General features: G+C 35.6%; 17 protein-coding genes. 10 read left to right on the forward strand and 7 right to left on the reverse strand.

Annotated elements, in window-relative coordinates:
* Nucleotides 1–4: 4 nt before the first annotated feature.
* From AC1DY0_RS10400 to AC1DY0_RS10410, 3 genes are all read left to right on the forward strand, one after another.
* Nucleotides 5–1423 carry a hypothetical protein gene (locus tag AC1DY0_RS10400; protein WP_477188535.1) on the forward strand — a complete coding sequence of 473 codons (1419 nt, stop codon included), beginning with the start codon at nt 5–7 and terminating at the stop codon, nt 1421–1423.
* A 96-nt stretch (nt 1424–1519) separates the two neighbouring features.
* Nucleotides 1520–1858 carry a T9SS type A sorting domain-containing protein gene (locus AC1DY0_RS10405; protein WP_477188536.1) on the forward strand — a complete coding sequence of 113 codons (339 nt, stop codon included), beginning with the start codon at nt 1520–1522 and terminating at the stop codon, nt 1856–1858.
* Between the two features lie 112 nt (nt 1859–1970).
* A complete protein-coding gene (locus AC1DY0_RS10410) occupies nt 1971–2972 on the forward strand; it encodes a LuxE/PaaK family acyltransferase (protein ID WP_477188537.1) in 1002 nt (333 codons plus the stop codon).
* Between the two features lie 82 nt (nt 2973–3054).
* Here the strand turns inward: AC1DY0_RS10410 and tyrS are convergent, their stop codons facing one another.
* Nucleotides 3055–4353: a tyrosine--tRNA ligase gene (gene tyrS / locus AC1DY0_RS10415; protein ID WP_477188538.1), complete on the reverse strand. Its 1299-nt coding sequence runs from the start codon at nt 4351–4353 to the stop codon at nt 3055–3057.
* Nucleotides 4354–4492: 139 nt separating this feature from the next.
* Here tyrS and AC1DY0_RS10420 point away from each other — a divergent pair, with 139 nt between their 5' ends.
* The gene (locus tag AC1DY0_RS10420; protein WP_477188539.1) at nt 4493–5482 is read left to right on the forward strand and encodes an NAD-dependent epimerase/dehydratase family protein; all 990 of its coding nucleotides are present in this window, start codon (nt 4493–4495) and stop codon (nt 5480–5482) included.
* 6 nt (nt 5483–5488) lie between these two features.
* Here AC1DY0_RS10420 and AC1DY0_RS10425 read toward each other — a convergent pair whose 3' ends face one another.
* The 3 genes from AC1DY0_RS10425 to AC1DY0_RS10435 all read right to left on the reverse strand — a co-directional run bounded on the left by AC1DY0_RS10425 (nt 5489) and on the right by AC1DY0_RS10435 (nt 8163).
* A complete protein-coding gene (locus tag AC1DY0_RS10425; protein WP_477188540.1) occupies nt 5489–5983 on the reverse strand; it encodes a DUF4296 domain-containing protein in 495 nt (164 codons plus the stop codon).
* 101 nt (nt 5984–6084) lie between these two features.
* On the reverse strand, nt 6085–7425 hold the full coding sequence (locus tag AC1DY0_RS10430; protein ID WP_477188541.1) for a dihydroorotase: 1341 nt from the start codon (nt 7423–7425) through the stop codon (nt 6085–6087).
* A 12-nt stretch (nt 7426–7437) separates the two neighbouring features.
* Entirely contained in the window at nt 7438–8163 is a 726-nt protein-coding gene (locus tag AC1DY0_RS10435; RefSeq protein WP_477188542.1) for a polyprenol monophosphomannose synthase, read from the reverse strand.
* 101 nt (nt 8164–8264) lie between these two features.
* Between AC1DY0_RS10435 and AC1DY0_RS10440 the strand changes: the two genes are divergently transcribed.
* From AC1DY0_RS10440 to AC1DY0_RS10450, 3 genes are all read left to right on the forward strand, one after another.
* Nucleotides 8265–8936 (forward strand): DUF4271 domain-containing protein, encoded by a 672-nt coding sequence (locus tag AC1DY0_RS10440; RefSeq protein ID WP_477188543.1) that lies wholly within the window; start codon nt 8265–8267, stop codon nt 8934–8936.
* Between the two features lie 13 nt (nt 8937–8949).
* Entirely contained in the window at nt 8950–9699 is a 750-nt protein-coding gene (locus AC1DY0_RS10445) for a uroporphyrinogen-III synthase (protein ID WP_477188544.1), read from the forward strand.
* 199 nt (nt 9700–9898) lie between these two features.
* On the forward strand, nt 9899–10255 hold the full coding sequence (locus tag AC1DY0_RS10450) for a hypothetical protein (protein ID WP_477188545.1): 357 nt from the start codon (nt 9899–9901) through the stop codon (nt 10253–10255).
* A gap of 75 nt (nt 10256–10330) precedes the next feature.
* Here AC1DY0_RS10450 and AC1DY0_RS10455 read toward each other — a convergent pair whose 3' ends face one another.
* From AC1DY0_RS10455 to leuS, 3 genes are all read right to left on the reverse strand, one after another.
* Nucleotides 10331–11011: a zinc metallopeptidase gene (locus AC1DY0_RS10455; protein WP_326401513.1), complete on the reverse strand. Its 681-nt coding sequence runs from the start codon at nt 11009–11011 to the stop codon at nt 10331–10333.
* A 91-nt stretch (nt 11012–11102) separates the two neighbouring features.
* Nucleotides 11103–11288 carry a hypothetical protein gene (locus tag AC1DY0_RS10460; protein WP_477188546.1) on the reverse strand — a complete coding sequence of 62 codons (186 nt, stop codon included), beginning with the start codon at nt 11286–11288 and terminating at the stop codon, nt 11103–11105.
* A 152-nt stretch (nt 11289–11440) separates the two neighbouring features.
* Nucleotides 11441–14776: a leucine--tRNA ligase gene (leuS, locus tag AC1DY0_RS10465; RefSeq protein WP_477188547.1), complete on the reverse strand. Its 3336-nt coding sequence runs from the start codon at nt 14774–14776 to the stop codon at nt 11441–11443.
* 870 nt (nt 14777–15646) lie between these two features.
* Between leuS and modA the strand changes: the two genes are divergently transcribed.
* From modA to modB, 3 genes are all read left to right on the forward strand, one after another.
* Nucleotides 15647–16414 (forward strand): molybdate ABC transporter substrate-binding protein, encoded by a 768-nt coding sequence (gene modA, locus AC1DY0_RS10470; RefSeq protein ID WP_477188548.1) that lies wholly within the window; start codon nt 15647–15649, stop codon nt 16412–16414.
* 334 nt (nt 16415–16748) lie between these two features.
* Nucleotides 16749–17153, forward strand: a complete 405-nt coding sequence (locus AC1DY0_RS10475; protein WP_477188549.1) for a TOBE domain-containing protein — start codon at nt 16749–16751, stop codon at nt 17151–17153.
* Nucleotides 17146–17820, forward strand: a complete 675-nt coding sequence (gene modB / locus AC1DY0_RS10480; protein ID WP_477188550.1) for a molybdate ABC transporter permease subunit — start codon at nt 17146–17148, stop codon at nt 17818–17820. The genes AC1DY0_RS10475 and modB overlap by 8 nt, the downstream gene beginning before the upstream one ends.
* Nucleotides 17821–17864: the final 44 nt, after the last annotated feature.

Consider the following 17864-nt stretch of genomic DNA (forward strand, 5'->3'; position numbering starts at 1 on the left):
AACTATGAAAACAAAATTTTTAGCTTTAGCAATGTCTTTAGGCTTATTTATCACATCATGTAGTAACAATGATGATCCAGCTCCTTTAACAGTAGCTCCTTTAACAGGAACAGAAAGTATCGTTGTAGGAACAACTACTACTTTTTCAAGTACTACTACAGGAGGTACTTTTACAAGTGCTACTCCATCGGTAGCAACAGTTGAAGCTAATACAGGTGTAATTACAGCTGTATCTGTAGGTACATCTGTAATTACTTATACAGTTTCTGGAGCAGCGGCATCAGTAACAAAAACAGTAACAGTAACTGCAGTTCCAGTAGCAACAGGAGAAATAACAGGGACTTTTGCAGCTGACAAAACTTATGCTTATGGAAATTACACTTTGAAAGGTATCGTAAAAATAAGCACAGGTGTAACAGTAACTTTTGAAGCAGGTTCTACAATTACTTGTAACAAAACTACAGGTGACAATGCCTTAGTGGTTTTGAAAGGTGGTAAACTAATCATCAAAGGAACCGCTGACAAACCAGTAGTATTTACTGAAGCTTCTAAAACTCCTGGTTCTTGGGGAGGAATCATCATGTATGGTGATGCTCCTATCAAAGCTGTTGGTGGCGTAACAACTTCAACTTCTGAAGATGGAAATGCATTACCTTACGGAGGAACAAATGCTACTCACAATGGTGGATCATTAGTATATGCTAGAGTAGAATATGCCGGTGCAAAATTGGCTGATGGATCAAAAGAAAACAACGGTTTTACTTTTTACTCAGTAGGTTCAGGAACAACTTTGGATCACTTAGTTTCTTATAAAGGAGCTGATGACGGATATGAATTTTTTGGAGGAACTGTAAGTATGACTAATGCAATTTCTTATGGTAATACTGACGATGCTTTCGACTGGCAAGATGGATGGCAAGGTCAAGCAAATAGCAACTGGTACGCTTACCAAACTGGAAAAGGAAACTTCGGTATGGAAATTGAATGTTCAAACAACGACAATGCATTCTGGCCAAAAATCACAAACATTACTTTAAAAAGAGCTGCTGGTACTACTCCAGAAACTGCTGGTGATATTCAAATTGATGCTTTCCAATTCAAAAAAGAAGCTAATGGAGATTATAGCAACATCATCATTGATGGATATGCAAACTATACTGAAGGAACTACTACCTATACTGGAGCAGCTTGTAAAATTCAAGATGCAGCTACAAATACAGATCAAGTAAATACATCTAAAATTAAAATGACCAATGTTACTATTACAAACACTGGAATAAACATTTTAGGAGCAACTGTTTCTGGCACACCACTTGTTGTTAATTTTCCTGCTGGACAATTTGTAACAAGTACTACTGCAACAGGGGCTTCATTGACAAACGGTGCTTGGTCAACTGTAGACGGAAATACTTTGATAAAATAATAAAATTTTGAATTAGTTAAAATACCTCTCATTTCTTGAGAGGTATTTTTTTTTATAAAAAATTATTGTTATATTTACTATCAACTTAAAATGCTAATGAAAAAAAACTACTTTTATATTACTCTTTTATTGGCTATTTTCTTTACTATTACAGCTGCTGCTCAAGATAGTAAGCAACCGCCAAAAGTACAAGATAACGCTTCAATTGAAGGGTTAAATTTGTACCCGAACCCTGTGACTAATGGTAAAGTTTACATTACTTCAAAAAACGACTTAGAAAAAGAGATTATCATTTTCGACGTATTAGGCAAAAAAGTATTGCAAACTAATATTAGTACCAAAGAACTAAACGTTTCTAATCTTTCTCCTGGTATTTATATCATTAAAATCATTGAAGAAAATGCAACTAGTAGTAGAAAACTAATAATCAGATAATTTTTATTAAAATAATCATAAAAGTTCCAATTTTCATTGGAACTTTTTTTTTGGAACTTTTCAAAGCCATAAACATCAAAAACCCAAAAAAGGTTCCAAAATAATAATACCTTTGTCCTCAAAAAAAAAGAACTTGATTACAGCCAGCGACATATTTACCATTTCGAGTCAGAAGCAATTTGAAAAAATAGCTTTAAAAGTATTCCGATTTCAATATGAAAACAATTTGGTCTACCAAGAATTTTGTGATTTACTAAAAACAAATCCACAAAAAGTAAAATCGCTTCATCAAATTCCTTTTTTACCTATTCAGTTTTTCAAAAGCCATAATGTTGTCTCAAACAACAATCCAATTCAGGCAACTTTTACCAGCAGTGGAACAACCGGAACCATCACTAGCAGACATCTAGTTACCGATGTTTCCATTTATGAAGAAAGCTATCGCAAAGGCTTTTCTCAATTTTATGGAAATATTGAAGATTATGTTGTCTTAGCCTTACTTCCCTCCTATCTTGAAAGAGAAGGATCCTCATTGATTTATATGGTTGAAGATTTAATACAATTGACCAACAACAGCGAAAGTGGCTTTTACCTACACAACCATGAGGAACTAATCCAAAAATTGGTTGATTTAGACCACGCAGGGCAAAATGTCATTCTGATTGGAGTTACCTACGCTTTATTGGATTTAATCGAGAAACACACCTTCCAACTGCAGCACACCATTATTATGGAAACGGGCGGTATGAAAGGCAAACGCAAAGAAATGATTCGAGAAGAATTGCACGAACAACTTTGCACCGGTTTTAGTGTTTCTGCTATCCATTCTGAGTATGGAATGACCGAATTACTATCACAAGCTTATTCGTTAGGAAATGGCGTATTTGAATGCCCTTCCTGGATGCAAATACACATTCGCGACACCGAAGATGCCTTGACATATATTAACGACGGGAAAACGGGCGGAATCAACGTTATCGACCTAGCCAACATCAACTCTTGTTCATTCATAGCCACGCAAGATTTGGGCAAAAAATATCCCAACACTACTTTCGAAGTATTGGGACGTTTTGATAATTCAGATATTCGAGGTTGTAATTTGATGGTTGTTTAGATTGTTGAATCGGTTATTTGTTGAATCGTTAAATCGGCTATACATTCCGCATAAACGATTAACCGATTAAACAGTTAAACTTTTAAACAACCCTAATTACAAAATAATTTTTCTTACCGCTTTGCAAAAGTACAAACTGATTGTTAATCAAATCTTTTGAAGAAAGCACAAATGTTTCGTTCACTTTTTCTTTATTAACAGAAATAGAATTGGCAATCAAAGCTCGTCTGGCCTCACCATTCGATTTAAAGAACCCTGTTTTTTCATTCAGAACTTGAACAATATCCAATCCTGCTTCTACATCGCTTTTTGAAATCTCAGCTTGAGGAACACCGTCAAAAACTTCTAAAAAAGTAGTTTCATCTAATTGCTTCAAATCATCAGCAGTAGCATTTCCAAAAAGAATATTCGAAGCCTTAATTGCTTTTTCCAACTCTTCTTTTGAGTGTACAAAAACAGTTAACTCTTCAGCTAATTTCTTTTGCAACACTCTTAAATGTGGAGCTACTTTATGCTCTTCGATTAAAGCATCGATTTCTTCTTTTCCTAGGAACGTAAAAATCTTGATATATTTCTCTGCATCCACATCGGTAGTATTCAACCAGAATTGGTAAAATTTATAAACCGAAGTTTTATCAGCAGTTAACCACACGTTTCCACCTTCGGATTTTCCAAATTTAGAACCATCCGCTTTAGTAATTAACGGACAAGTCATTGCAAAAGCTTTGGCCTCTTCACCAACGTTCATTCTTCTAACCAATTCAGTTCCTGTCGTGATATTTCCCCATTGATCCGAACCTCCCATTTGCAACAAGCAATTGTATTCTTTATGCAAATGATAAAAATCGTACCCTTGAATCAATTGATAAGTAAACTCAGTAAATGACATTCCTTCTCCTTCGCCAGACAGTCTTTTCTTCACAGAATCTTTGGCCATCATATAATTTACCGTAATACGTTTACCGACATCACGAGCAAAATTAATGAATGACAAACCTTTCATCCAATCGTAGTTATTTACCAAAACTGGAGCATTTGCAGCAGTATCATTAAAATCTAAAAAACGAGACAATACTCCTTTTATGCCTTCAACATTATGATTTAAAGTCGCTTCATCCAATAAATTTCTCTCATCTGATTTTCCGGAAGGATCTCCAATCATTCCAGTCGCACCACCTACCAAAGCAATTGGTTTATGACCAAAATTCTTAAGGTGAACCAATAAAATAATTGGCACCAAACTACCAATATGCAATGAATCTGATGTGGGATCAAATCCAATATAGGTAGTTGTCATTTCTTTTAAAAGTTGCTCTTCAGTTCCTGGCATGATATCGTGTACTAAACCACGCCATTGTAATTCGGAAATAATATTTTTCATCTAATAAATAATCAATTTTGAGCAAAGATAAAATTTAATGTTGATTTGCTTATTTGTTTAATCGGTTAATCGAAAAAAAATCACCAAATAAACACTTAAACGATTTAACGAATCAACATTAAATAATATATTTGTAAATATGGTATTAGTCACAGGAGGAACAGGCTTAGTAGGCGCACATCTTTTAATTCACCTATTAGAAAAGGGAGAAAATGTCCGTGCCATCTATAGAAATCTAGACAATACCCAGAAAACAAAAGCTCTTTTTTCATTGTACCAAAAAAATAGCCTTTATGATTCTATCCAATGGATTCAAGGCGACATTCTAGACATTCCTACATTAGAGAACGCATTTCAGGGAATAGATCAAGTATACCATTGTGCAGCGATGATTTCCTTTGATCCAAAAGAGGAAGATCTTGTTCGAAAAACCAATATTGAAGGAACATCAAACATTGTCAATTTTTGTTTGGCAAATAATGTCACTAAACTTTGTCACGTAAGCTCCATCGCAGCTCTTGGCGATTTGCCAGAACACGAATCCATTATTACAGAAGAAACCGAATGGAATCCTGAAAAACCGCATAGCGATTACGCGATTTCAAAATATGGCGCCGAAATGGAAATATGGCGAGGCCTACAAGAAGGACTTCAAGTAGTGATTGTAAATCCTGGCGTCATTATTGGCCCCGGATTTTGGAACCAAGGAAGTGGTGAACTTTTCACAAAAGTAAAAAACGGACTTGCCTTTTACACCAAAGGATTAACTGGTTTTGTTGCAGTTTCGGATGTTGTATCTATAATGCATCAACTGATGAAAAGCCCCATTCACGGTGAACGTTTTACGTTAATAAGCCAGAATATTGTTTTTCAGGACTTCCTGTATTCCATTGCTGACGCCTTAAAAGTTAAAAGACCTAAATATCATGCAACTCCATTTATGATGAATGTTTTATCAAAACTGGATTGGGTTGCTTCCAATGTTTTTGGTCTAAAGAGACAACTAAGCAAAGCCTCTGCAAGGTCTTCTTACACAACCGATTTATATTCCAATGAAAAAATAAAAAACGCCTTGAATATTACATTTCAAGACGTTCATAATTATATAAAGGAGATTACAAATCTGTAACTGCTTCTATTTTTTAGCTTTTATTTCTTGCTTCTTTTGAGCAATTGAATCCTTTTCTTTTTTGATCTTCAAATCCTTGATTTTTTTGTCCTTTTTTATAGAATCCTGTACTTTTTTGGCTTTTGCTTTTTTTAGAGCAGCTACTTTTTTTGCCTCTTTTTTGATTATCAAATTTACTGCCGTTGATTCCTTTTTTAAACGATCATTAAGGTCATCGTACATTTTTTTGTATTCTCTATAATCAGCGGCATAATAAGCATTGCTTTTTGCAAACTGAAGGCTGTCAATTTTATATTTTTTATAAATATAAGTCTTTGGATTGATCCCGTTCTTATACAAAGAATTGGGATTTTGATATTTTAAAGCTTCCAAAATTGACATATCATAATAAATATCTCCCATCACTTTTTTGTCAATAAGATTATTCGGTTTTTCAACCAAATCCTTATTGCAACTCAAAACCAAGGCAACTAAAGCAAAAAGAGAAACTATTTTTTTCATATGGAGATACTTATTGATTTTTATCGGTCATATGTAATTCGCATATCTTCATTGGTATTTGCGACCAATTTTCTGCCATGCTCATTTCATCAAATGAATTTTTATCTGTCGAACAACATTCTTTGGCCGGCACGGATATCTTTTACTTTAAAACCAGAATAAACCAATTTACCATTTACAAAAGTATGAGTAATTCTAGATTTAAAAGTAAAACCTTCAAAAGGAGACCAACCGCATTTCGAAAGTATATTTTCTTTCTTTACACTCCATGGCAATCCTGCATTGATTATAACTAAATCGGCAAAATAACCCTCTTTAATAAAACCTCTTTTTTCAATTTTGAAAATCTTGGCTGGATTGTGGCACATTTTTTCGACAATTTTTTCCACGCTTATTTTTCCTTGATGATGCGCTTCAAACATAGCCACAAGAGCATGTTGAACTAATGGACCACCAGAAGGAGCTTGTAGGTATTTTTGTTTTTTCTCGTCCAATGTATGTGGTGCGTGATCCGTAGCAATAACATCAATACGCCCATCATTTAGCGCTTCCCACAATACTTTTCTATCGTTAGCTGTTTTTACGGCAGGGTTCCATTTAATCAGATTTCCTTTTGTTGCATAGTCATCATTGGTAAACCACAAATGGTGTACACAAACTTCAGCAGTAATCTTTTTATCTTCAAGTGGAATTTTATTGCTAAACAATTCCATTTCTTTGGCAGTCGAAAGATGAAAAACATGCAATCTTGCTCCGGTTTTTTTCGCCAAAGCAACTGCTTTTGATGAAGAAATATAACAAGCTTCTTCACTACGGATAAGATGATGCGCAGTTACTGGCACATCTTCTCCAAATTCTTCTTGATATTTTTCAAGATTGTTCTTAATTGTCATTTCATCTTCACAATGAACTGCAATCAGCATTGAGGTACAAGCAAATATTTTTTCCAAAACTGCTTCATTGTCAACCAACATATTTCCTGTGGAAGAGCCTAAAAATATTTTGATCCCAGCAACATTCTTTGGGTTTGTCTTCAACACTTCCTCAAGATTGTCATTGGTTGCGCCCATCATAAAAGAATAATTGGCAAAAGATTTTTCGGCTGCAATTTTGTATTTTTCTTCTAGAATTTCCTGGGTAACTGCATTAGGTACAGTATTTGGCTGCTCAATGTAAGATGTAATTCCTCCTGCAACCGCAGCTCTAGATTCCGATTCAATATCTCCTTTACGAGTAAGACCCGGCTCTCTAAAATGTACTTGATCATCGATAACTCCTGGCAAAAGGTAATTCCCTTCCGCATCAATAATCATACAATCTGAAGATTTCAGACTAATGTTATCAGAAACCTCTACAATAAGGTCATTCTCTACCAGCACATCCCCTTCAAAAATAACTCCTTCATTTACTATTTTAGCATTTTTAATCAAATATCTATTCATAGTATCTTCTTTTTACAAACTGTTAACTAACTTTTTTAAACGTAACATAATAACTCCGAATACGGCTTCAACAATAATGGAATTGCTCATTTTAGACTGCCCTTTGGTTCTATCGGTAAAAATAATAGGCACTTCCGAAATAGCGAATTTTTTACAATATGTTCGGTATTTCATTTCAATCTGAAAAGCATACCCAACAAATCTAATTTTATCCAATTTTATAGCTTCGAGTACTGATCTTTTGTAACAAACAAATCCAGCAGTAGCATCGTGTATTTTCATTCCGGTAATCATACGAACATAAACCGATGCAAAATACGACATTAAAACACGACTTAAAGGCCAATTTACAACATTTACTCCAGTTACATAGCGAGATCCAATAGCCAAATCAGCATCACCAAAATGACACGCATCATACAATTTCTCCAAATCATTCGGATTGTGTGAAAAATCTGCATCCATTTCAAAAATAAAATCATAGTTTTTTTGCAATGCCCATTTAAAACCATGCACATAAGCGGTCCCCAATCCTGATTTCTTAGTTCTTTTTTCCAAAAATAATCTACCATTGTACTCTGACTGAAGCATAACCACTTTATCCGCAGTATGATCCGGAGAGTTATCATCAATAATTAAGACATGGAAAGGTTTGTGTTGAGAGAGCACTGCTCTAATAATGCTTTCTATGTTTTCAATTTCGTTATAGGTGGGAATTATAACAATGCAATTGTTCATGTTTCGCGTAATTTCCGTGCAAAAGTAACGTTTTTATGCCATTTGATTATTATAAAATTATAATAAATAATGTTATAAAAATCACTAATTTTGCTCTAATTATGACTGAACACGTACTTCATCCTAGAATAACTGACACTAACGACTGGGTAACACTGGTTTTTATCATGGCTTTCGGCATCATTGCTCTAACCAAATCCGTCTATGAAAACCGCTTTGAAGATTTCACAAAATTGATGTTTTCAGACAAATACGTTCGGATTTACAGAGACAGTAGTCACCTTATGGGAATGTTTTCCATTTCCTTATTCGTTGTTCAAATTATTTCCTTTTCGTTTTTTATCCAAATTTTACTAAACAATTTTGGTTATGGTTCAAAAACAGATTGGATCTTATTCATCCAAATATTCACTTTTGTCATTTACTTCATCTTATCGAAGTTTTTAATCGAAAAAATCATTGCAACCACATTCAAAATAGAAGAACTTGTCGAACAGTTTAATTTACAGAAAGTTACATATCGAACTTATGTAGGCTTATTACTACTGCCAATTGACATCATTTTATTCTATTATGAATCCATCTTAAAAAATATCCCATTACTGATTCTATATAGTATCGTAGTTATGAACGTTTTACTATATGTGTACTCCATAAAAAATTACAGAAAAGAAATTTTCAGTAAGTTGTTTTATTTTATTTTATATCTTTGCACTCTTGAAATAGCACCCTATTATTTTATGTATTATTGGTTTACAAAAGGTAGCGTTTAGAAATTATTTAAATATGAAAGTGAAAACAATTTTGGTRTCACAACCAGAACCTAAAGTGGAAAATTCTCCATACTTTGAGCTGCAACAAAAGCATAAAGTAAAAATTGATTTCAGACCTTTTATTCATGTAGAAGGGGTAAGCGCAAAAGAGATTAGACTTCAGAAAATCGATCTTAATAACTACACTGCTATTATATTAACAAGCAAAAATGGTGTGGATCATTTTTTTAGAGTTGCAGATGAGATGCGTTATAAAGTCCCTGAAGGATTAAAATACTTTTGTCAATCTGAGGCAATCGCATTCTACCTACAAAAATACGTAGTATACAGAAAACGTAAAATCTATGTAGGTCCTAAAGATTTTGCTGATTTGTCGCCTTTAATTAAAAAATACAAAGACGAAAAATTCTTGCTTCCGGCATCAGACCAATTAAACGCCGACATTCCTGTAACATTAAACGCTTTGAAAGTAGACTGGACTCCAGCCACTTTCTACAAAACTGTTATGAGCGACTTGTCTGATTTGGCCGATGTTTATTACGATGTATTGGCTTTCTTTAGCCCAACTGGAATTAAATCATTATATAAAAACTTTCCCGATTTTGAACAAAACAATACTCGAATAGCCGTTTTTGGAAGCACCACTCAAAAAGAAGCTTTAGATCACGGATTGCGAATAGACATTATGGCTCCAACTCCTGGAACCCCATCTATGACAATGGCTTTGGAAAAATACATTATTGAAGCCAATAAAGGAAAATAGACACATACAAGATTCTAAATATTTAAAATTCCAAATCCCAACTTTAAACTGTTGGAATTTGGAATTTTTATTTTATATCATTTCTACTATTTTTGTTTTAAACTCACAACCAAAATCATTCTTTGACTTAAAATTAAACCTTATGCCACGGAAATAGTCAAAGAACTAACCAGATTGAAAATTATCAAACAACCACTCTATGAAAAAACTCAAACTTACCCTTCTCATTCTTCCTTTCTCTCTTGTTTTAATGAACTGCAACTCCACAAAAAAAGGGGCAGAATACACCAAAGTAGAGAAAAAAATTAGTTACAAAACAGACATCGAACCTATAATTGCAAATAGCTGCACTCCTTGCCATATTCCGCCTCAAGGAAGAAAAGAACCCCTAGAGAACTACGATCACGTAAAAGAAAATATCGGCGCTATACTGGAACGCATTCAACTACCGCAGGACAATCGTAAATTTATGCCTCCAGTAAACAAAAAGCCAGCATTAACTACTGACCAAGTTGCACTTTTTGTAAAATGGCAAGAACAAGGCATGACTGAATAAGACTAATTACTTGTATAAAAAAATCCGCCTCAATACTAAATTGAGGCGGATTATATTTTTTAGATAACTATGAAATTACCTTCTATTATTAAAAATCGAAATGTAATACAGTAAAGTAGCGATTGATCCCAATGCAGCAACCACATACGTCCTAGCTGCCCATTTCAAGGAATCTTTTGCTCCTGCATGTTCTTCTCGCGTTAACATATTTTTATTCTCCAGCCAAGCCAAAGCCCTGTTACTCGCATCATATTCCACTGGCAAAGTAACAATTGAAAACAAGGTAGTCGCTGCAAAAATGACAATCCCTACCAATAGCAATTGCGGAAAAGTACGCAACATCAAGATTCCCGCCAATAAAATCCACTGCATATAAGTCGAAGCTACATTTACAATAGGCACCAACTGAGAACGTAAAGTCAACATGCTATAAGCCGTGGCGTGCTGCACAGCGTGACCGCATTCATGTGCTGCAACTGCAGCTGCAGCTGCGTTTCTTTGATTATATACAGCCTCGCTCAAATTGACTGTTTTGTCCACCGGATTGTAATGGTCTGTCAATTGTCCAGGAGTCGAAATTACGCGCACGTCACGAATACCGTGGTCGGCAAGCATTTTCTCGGCGATTTCGGCACCGGACATACCGTTTTGCAAACGTATTTTAGAATAAAACTCAAATTTACTCTTTAGTGTAGAACTCACTAACCAACTTGCCAGCATAATACCACCGGCAAGAATCAAATAACTCATTCCCATATTTTTGTTTTTTAATTTTGTGTTTAAAATCTATAATTAAACATCAAATTCTGAACCAAATTATAATTGTGTCATTTTGGCATTTTACCAATTATTTGCAGATTGTAATAAAAGCTATCAATTCTGCACCTTCATAATATGTAAAAGAAACATTTACAACCTCATACCCTTCAGAAGATTTAGTATTCAAGAAAATCTCTACCTCTTTTGATAATTCTTCTTTCATACCGGAAAAACCAGCCTTCTTTTTCAAAATGTGAATTTCGTGTTTTTTCATTTTTATGTTTTTTATATTGGTTATAGAAACTTGAAAAATGTTACACAAAAAAATCCCAAACCCCAATCGTAAAATTGGAATTTGGGATTTTTAAAATTTATTTTTTTCATTGACATTGATATTGCCATTGAAATTGATATTGGACTCTTTTTTTACCCCACCAAATTGATAATTTTCCCCGGAACAATAATCACCTTGTTAGGTGTTTTACCATCCAGTTGTTTGATGGTTCTTTCGTCTTTCATAACGACTTCCTCGATTTGTTCTTTGGTTAAATCCAAAGGCAAATTGATAGTGAAACGCATTTTTCCATTGAAAGAAACAGGATATTCTTTATCACTTTCCACCAAATGAGCCGGTTCAAATACCGGGAAAGTTACCATTGCAATAGAACCTGAATTCCCTAGCAACGACCACAATTCTTCAGCGATGTGTGGTGCATAAGGCGAAATCACAATTGCCAATGGCTCCAAAATCGCTCGAGAGTGACAATTTTGCGCTGACAATTCATTCACACAAATCATAAACTGAGAAACCGAAGTATTGAAAGAGAAATTCTCGATATCTTCCGCCACTTTCTTGATAGTTTTGTGCAATGATTTTAGGTTATCTTTTGTTGGTGTATCATTAGTAACAATCATCGTATGTTCATCAAAATACAAACGACATAGTTTTTTCAAGAAACCAAAAACTCCCGAAATTCCTGCTGTGTTCCAAGGTTTAGCTTGTTCCAAAGGCCCCAAGAACATTTCATACAAACGCAAAGTATCGGCTCCATATTCATTACAAATATCATCCGGAGTTACTACATTGTATTTGGATTTTGACATCTTTTCGATCTCACGACCTACTATGTATTTACCATTTTCTTCGCAAATGAATTCGGCATCTTTATAATCTTCTCTAAACTGCTTGAATTTCTCAATATCCAATTCTTCCGAAGCATTTACAAATGAAACATCAGTATGAATCGGCTGAACAGTTTGTCCGTTAATTTTATTTTTAGAAACAAAAGTATTTGTCCCTTCCAATCTATATACAAACGCACTCATCCCCAAAATCATCCCCTGATTAATCAGCTTCTTGAATGGTTCTTCGGTTGGTGCAAAACCTTTGTCTTTTAAGAATTTATTCCAAAAACGGGAATACAATAAGTGACCTGTAGCGTGTTCGCTTCCGCCAATGTATAAATCCACACTTTCCCAATATGCCAATGCTTCTTTGCTAGCAAATTCTCCTTCATTTTTTGCATCCATGTAACGCATCCAATACCAAGAACTTCCTGCCCAACCCGGCATTGTGTTCAATTCTAAAGGAAATATTTTTACGTTATCTATTAACTGCGTACTGACAACTGCATTCTGGATACTATCCCAAGCCCAAACTGTTGCATTTCCTAATGGAGGCAATCCGTCTTCGGTTGGTAAGTATTTCTCCACTTCTGGCAAGATGATAGGCAAATGTTGCGCATCAATCATCTGCGGCAAGCCATTCACATAATACACAGGGAAAGGCTCTCCCCAATATCTTTGACGGGAGAAAACCGCATCACGCAAACGGTAATTGATTTTCCCTTTTCCTTGTCCTATTTTTTCTAACTCTTCAATAATCTTTTTGGTCGCTTCTTTGTAATTCAGTCCGTTTAGGAAATCCGAATTAGCAATCTCCACATTGTCTTTAGAACCAAAAGCTTCTTTAGAAATATCCACATTCGCAAAAATGTTTTTGATTTCCTGCATTCCTTTTTGCCCTTTAAAGAAATTCGCAAAAGCATAATCTCTTTCATCACCGCAAGGAACCGCCATTACAGCGCCTGTTCCATATCCAGCCAAAACATAATCCCCTATCCAAACCGGAATCGGTTCTTTGGTAAAAGGATGCTCAGCAAAAGCTCCAGTAAATACACCCGAAATCGTTTTCACATCCGCCATACGTTCTCTTTCAGAACGCTTGGCCGTTTTTTCTATATAGGCTTCAACTTCCGCTTTTTGTTCAGCAGTCGTGATTTGTGCCACCAATTCGTGTTCTGGTGCTAGAGTCATGAATGTAACTCCGAAAATGGTGTCAGGTCTTGTAGTGAAAACATCTATAAACCTCACCCCCGACCCCTCTCCAGAGGAGAGGGGAGCGAGCTCCACGTTCGTACTAGTAGAATTTCGCAAGCTTAATTCTTCCTTAATTTTTTCTAAAACAGATTTAATATCATTTAAAACTTCTTCATTAGTAAAACGAATTACTCTATAAAGATGTTTTTGCTCTAACTCTAAAGTTCTTAGTTCATCTAACTCTATTTGTTCCTTAGCATTATGATATCCACCGTCAACCTCAATAATTAACTTTTTGTCCAAACAAACAAAATCAACAATAAAATTTCCAATATAATGTTGCCTTCTTATCTTAAATCCAAGATTCGAATTCCTAACTTCTTGCCAAAGCACATCCTCAGCCTCAGTTGGGTTCTTGCGATTTTCCCTAGCATTACCAACTAATTGGGAAGCAATTGCAGCGTTAGCTGTCATATACCCCTTCTCAACGCCTTGGCTCCCCTCTCCTCTGGAGAGGGGCTGGGGGTGAGGTTTTACAGCAAACGAAACCATCGCACCCACAGATTTCCCAATCCAGTTTCTTTGGCTTTCCTTAATACTTTCGCTCCAGTCAATATCATTCAAACCTTGTAACAAACGTTCCGCATAAGCCGAAATTCGCATGCTCCATTGGGTCATTTTTTTACGAATCACAGGATAACCGCCACGCTCCGAAACACCGTTCACGATTTCGTCATTCGCCAAAACCGTTCCCAATCCAGGACACCAATTCACTTCGGTCTCTGCCAAATATGTCAATCGGTATTGTAGCAAGATTTTCTCCTGTTGTTCTTTTGCGAAAGCGTTCCATTCATCTGCCGAAAACAATTCAATATTATCGTCACAAACCGCATTTACATTCGCATTTCCTTCCGCAGAAAAAATCGCAACTAAAGTCGCAACATCCTCAGCCTTGTCTGTATTTTTATTGTACCAAGAATTAAACAATTGGATAAAAATCCATTGTGTATGCTTGTAATAATCGGGATTCGAAGTACGCACTTCTCGATCCCAATCAAATGAAAATCCTATTTTATCCAACTGCTTTCTGTACCCCGCAATCACTTTTCCTTCTTTGTCAACGCCACCATCAATATTTACCGAAGTCGTGTCCTCAGGACGTTGCCCAGTCTGAATTGCATATTGCTCCGCAGGCAAACCAAAACTGTCGTATCCCATTGGGTGCAGTACGTTAAAACCTTGGTGCCTTTTGTATCTCGAATACACATCCGATGCGATGTACCCCAGCGGATGCCCCACGTGCAATCCCGCTCCAGACGGATAAGGAAACATATCCAACACATAATGTTTTGGTTTGTCTGAATCGTTTTTGGCCGCAAAAGTTTTATGCTCTGCCCAGTATTTTTGCCATTTGGCTTCTATTTCGTTCGGATTGTATTTCATTTCTTTTATCTATAATTAACCCTATCAGGGTTTTGAACCCTGATAGGGTTACAAAAAATTGAGTGGCAAATTTACGTTTATTGTCGCTTGTTACCAAAGCTATTTTTTATTTAAAAAAGGTGTTCAATTAATTGATTTTGGAGCAGAAAGATTTGGCATTTATAGGAGGCATCAGTCCCGCTATCCATTACAATCTTATGGCCCGAACCCCGGGCCACAAGGATTTCCACTGCTATCGGGGCTAAAGAGGAAATAATGTGCTTTTTTGAAATTATCTAAATTAATCACACTGCCCCAACGGTTGAAACCGTTGGCTATAGCATAATGGAAGCTCAAAATATTTACTGCAATTCCATAGCCGACGGTTTCAACCGTTGGAGGCTCCAATAATCATGCTCCAATTAAAAACAAATCAAAAAAACAGATCGCCTTTCTGCACAAATCAAGCATTACACTAAAGCAAGTTAACCTTCATGCTTATTTACTTATGCTTTATACAAAACTAAGTTAAGCTTTAAGCATAACTCTATTAGCCTTTATCACTAATTAAGTTATGCTTTAACACCAACTTTATTAGCCTTTATCACCAACTGACTTATCCTTTATCATTGATTAAGCTATGCTTCATCACTAAGCTAATTAGCCTTTAACACCAATATATTTAGTGATAAAGGCTAATTTTATTAACATTAACCACCTAAAATCATGGATTTTGAACGGCTTTGATTTACCATTACTATTTTTTCCTTCCCTATTTTCCCCAAAGCAAGCGCATGATGTGTTTTTTAAACTCATGTATTTACCCTAAAATAAGAATACTTACATTTGTGTATCTAACCTATTAGAAACCAAAATAGAAATCGACCAACAATGAACATTAAAAAATTATTCTTCAATACAACAGTCCTGATAATGCTATTGTCATTTAGCGTTGCCGAAGCCCAACAAAAAATCACCATTGTTGCGGCCGCCAATCTAAAAGTCGCCTTGGATTCGATAACCACGGTCTTTAAAATTCAAAACACAAATATTGACGCACAAGTTACCTATGGCGCATCGGGGAAATTATTTGAGCAGATTTCCAATGGCGCTCCTTTCGACTTATTCTTTTCCGCCGATATGGATTATCCCAACGAACTCAAGAAAAAAAGCCTAACGGCATCAGAAGTCAAAATGTACGCGACAGGAAAATTGGCCCTTTGGAGCAAAAAAACAGATCCCAACATCAAAAAGATGAGCACGCTGTTAAATGCCAATATCGTCAAAATTGCAATTGCCAATCCAACAACCGCACCTTATGGCGAAAAAGCCGTAGAAAGTTTGAAGTTCTACAAAGTCTATGATAAGGTAAAAAGCAAATTGGTTTTTGGCGAAAATATCACCCAAGCCGCTCAATTTACCACAACCGGAGCCGCCGATATCGGAATTGTGGCTTTGTCACTCGTTCTTACTCCAAACATGCTGAAAGAAAACGGCAAATATTACATCATCCCCGAAAAAAGTCACGCCCCTTTGCAACAAGGTTGTGTAATTTTGAAGCACGCACAAGGAAATTCAAACGCTGCTAAATTTTACAATTTCATTTCATCCAAAAAAGCGGCGGCTATCTTAAAATATTACGGATATTCAACTAAATAAATACCGTTGACTAAAAATCTTCGTTTTGTTTTAGCCGATTGAAAGTCTGCAAGCTAACAGCACTTATTTACAGACAAACACCTGACTAAAAAACAACCACAGATTCGCAGATTACTTCCTGAAAACTGAATTTAATAATTTTAGGAAAATTAATTCGCGCTAATTCCGCTGAAAGCGGTTAATTTACAGATGAAATTTTTATTAAAATCTGCGAATCTGCGGTAAAGCCTCTGCCATTATTTATTCGCTCCAAAGTAATTTGCGAAAATTTGTGTAATTTGTGGCTAAAATATTTTCACAAGCTGAACGCTAAATAGATGTATACCCAACAATAATGAACACGCTAAACGGAAACATAACAGCAATTCAATCGCACGAAGGAATTTCATTGGTGAAAGTCAAATCCAATGACACAATTTTCACTTCAATTGTTCTTGACACGCCCGAAACGGCCTCTTATCTAGAAATAGGCCATTCTGTAAAAATCATTTTTAAGGAAACCGAAGTTATTATTTCCAAAGATTCCAATCCAAACATCAGCATTCAAAACCGATTGCAATGCACCATTGAATCCATCAAAAAAGGAGTTCTGCTCAGTCAAATCAACCTAAATTTTGACGAAACAATTATAGAATCCATAATAACGACAAATGCTTGCGAGCAATTGCAACTAGAAAAAAACGACACAGTAATCGCATTAGTAAAAACGAACGAAATAAGTTTATCTCCCAATGATTGATTTTGACCCATTATGGCTCACGGCAAAATTGGCGTTTATCACAACGCTTATTCTCTTGCTTTTGGCAATTCCACTTTGTTATTGGCTAGCGTATAGCCGTTTCCGATTCAAAGCGATAATCGAAGCCATCATCAGCTTGCCTTTGGTATTGCCTCCGTCAGTTTTGGGATTTTATCTTTTGGTTGCTTTCAGTCCAGAAAATACTTTCGGCAAATTTTTATCCGACTATTTTGACTTGCGATTGGTTTTCACTTTTCAAGGATTGATTGTAGCATCCGTTTTATACAGTTTGCCGTTTATGGTGAACCCTATTTTATCAGGCTTAAAAAATCTGCCTGCATCTTTACAGGAAGCTTCTTTTACTTTGGGAAAATCAAGGTTCTCAACCATCCTAAAAATCATTCTCCCCAACATCCGTCCATCCTTGCTCACCGGGATCATAATGACCTTTGCACATACGGTTGGAGAATTTGGTGTTGTCCTAATGGTTGGGGGAAGTATTCCAAAAGAAACCAAGGTAGTTTCCATTGCAATCTACGAAGAAGTCGAATCGATGAATTACGATAATGCCAATGTTTATGCAGGAATATTGTTTGTGTTTTCCTTTTCTATTTTGCTGGCCGTTCATTTAATTAATAACAAGTCTAGAAAAACAACTCTTTATTGATGATACACTTTTTGATTTTCCTGCAAGGTTTTTTTTTAACCTTG

The sequence above is a fragment of the Flavobacterium sp. P1_E4 genome (genome assembly GCF_056405915.1).

Coding starts and splice junctions, on each gene's coding strand:
- AC1DY0_RS10430 (WP_477188541.1), bottom strand. CDS start 7,425: ATGAATAGATATTTGATTAAAAATGCTAAAATAGTAAATGAAGGAGTT.
- AC1DY0_RS10425 (WP_477188540.1), bottom strand. CDS start 5,983: ATGAAAAAAATAGTTTCTCTTTTTGCTTTAGTTGCCTTGGTTTTGAGT.
- AC1DY0_RS10420 (WP_477188539.1), top strand. CDS start 4,493: ATGGTATTAGTCACAGGAGGAACAGGCTTAGTAGGCGCACATCTTTTA.
- AC1DY0_RS10450 (WP_477188545.1), top strand. CDS start 9,899: ATGAAAAAACTCAAACTTACCCTTCTCATTCTTCCTTTCTCTCTTGTT.
- modB (WP_477188550.1), top strand. CDS start 17,146: ATGATTGATTTTGACCCATTATGGCTCACGGCAAAATTGGCGTTTATC.
- AC1DY0_RS10440 (WP_477188543.1), top strand. CDS start 8,265: ATGACTGAACACGTACTTCATCCTAGAATAACTGACACTAACGACTGG.
- tyrS (WP_477188538.1), bottom strand. CDS start 4,353: ATGAAAAATATTATTTCCGAATTACAATGGCGTGGTTTAGTACACGAT.
- AC1DY0_RS10460 (WP_477188546.1), bottom strand. CDS start 11,288: ATGAAAAAACACGAAATTCACATTTTGAAAAAGAAGGCTGGTTTTTCC.
- AC1DY0_RS10400 (WP_477188535.1), top strand. CDS start 5: ATGAAAACAAAATTTTTAGCTTTAGCAATGTCTTTAGGCTTATTTATC.
- AC1DY0_RS10435 (WP_477188542.1), bottom strand. CDS start 8,163: ATGAACAATTGCATTGTTATAATTCCCACCTATAACGAAATTGAAAAC.
- leuS (WP_477188547.1), bottom strand. CDS start 14,776: ATGAAATACAATCCGAACGAAATAGAAGCCAAATGGCAAAAATACTGG.
- AC1DY0_RS10455 (WP_326401513.1), bottom strand. CDS start 11,011: ATGGGAATGAGTTATTTGATTCTTGCCGGTGGTATTATGCTGGCAAGT.
- AC1DY0_RS10405 (WP_477188536.1), top strand. CDS start 1,520: ATGAAAAAAAACTACTTTTATATTACTCTTTTATTGGCTATTTTCTTT.
- AC1DY0_RS10475 (WP_477188549.1), top strand. CDS start 16,749: ATGAACACGCTAAACGGAAACATAACAGCAATTCAATCGCACGAAGGA.
- modA (WP_477188548.1), top strand. CDS start 15,647: ATGAACATTAAAAAATTATTCTTCAATACAACAGTCCTGATAATGCTA.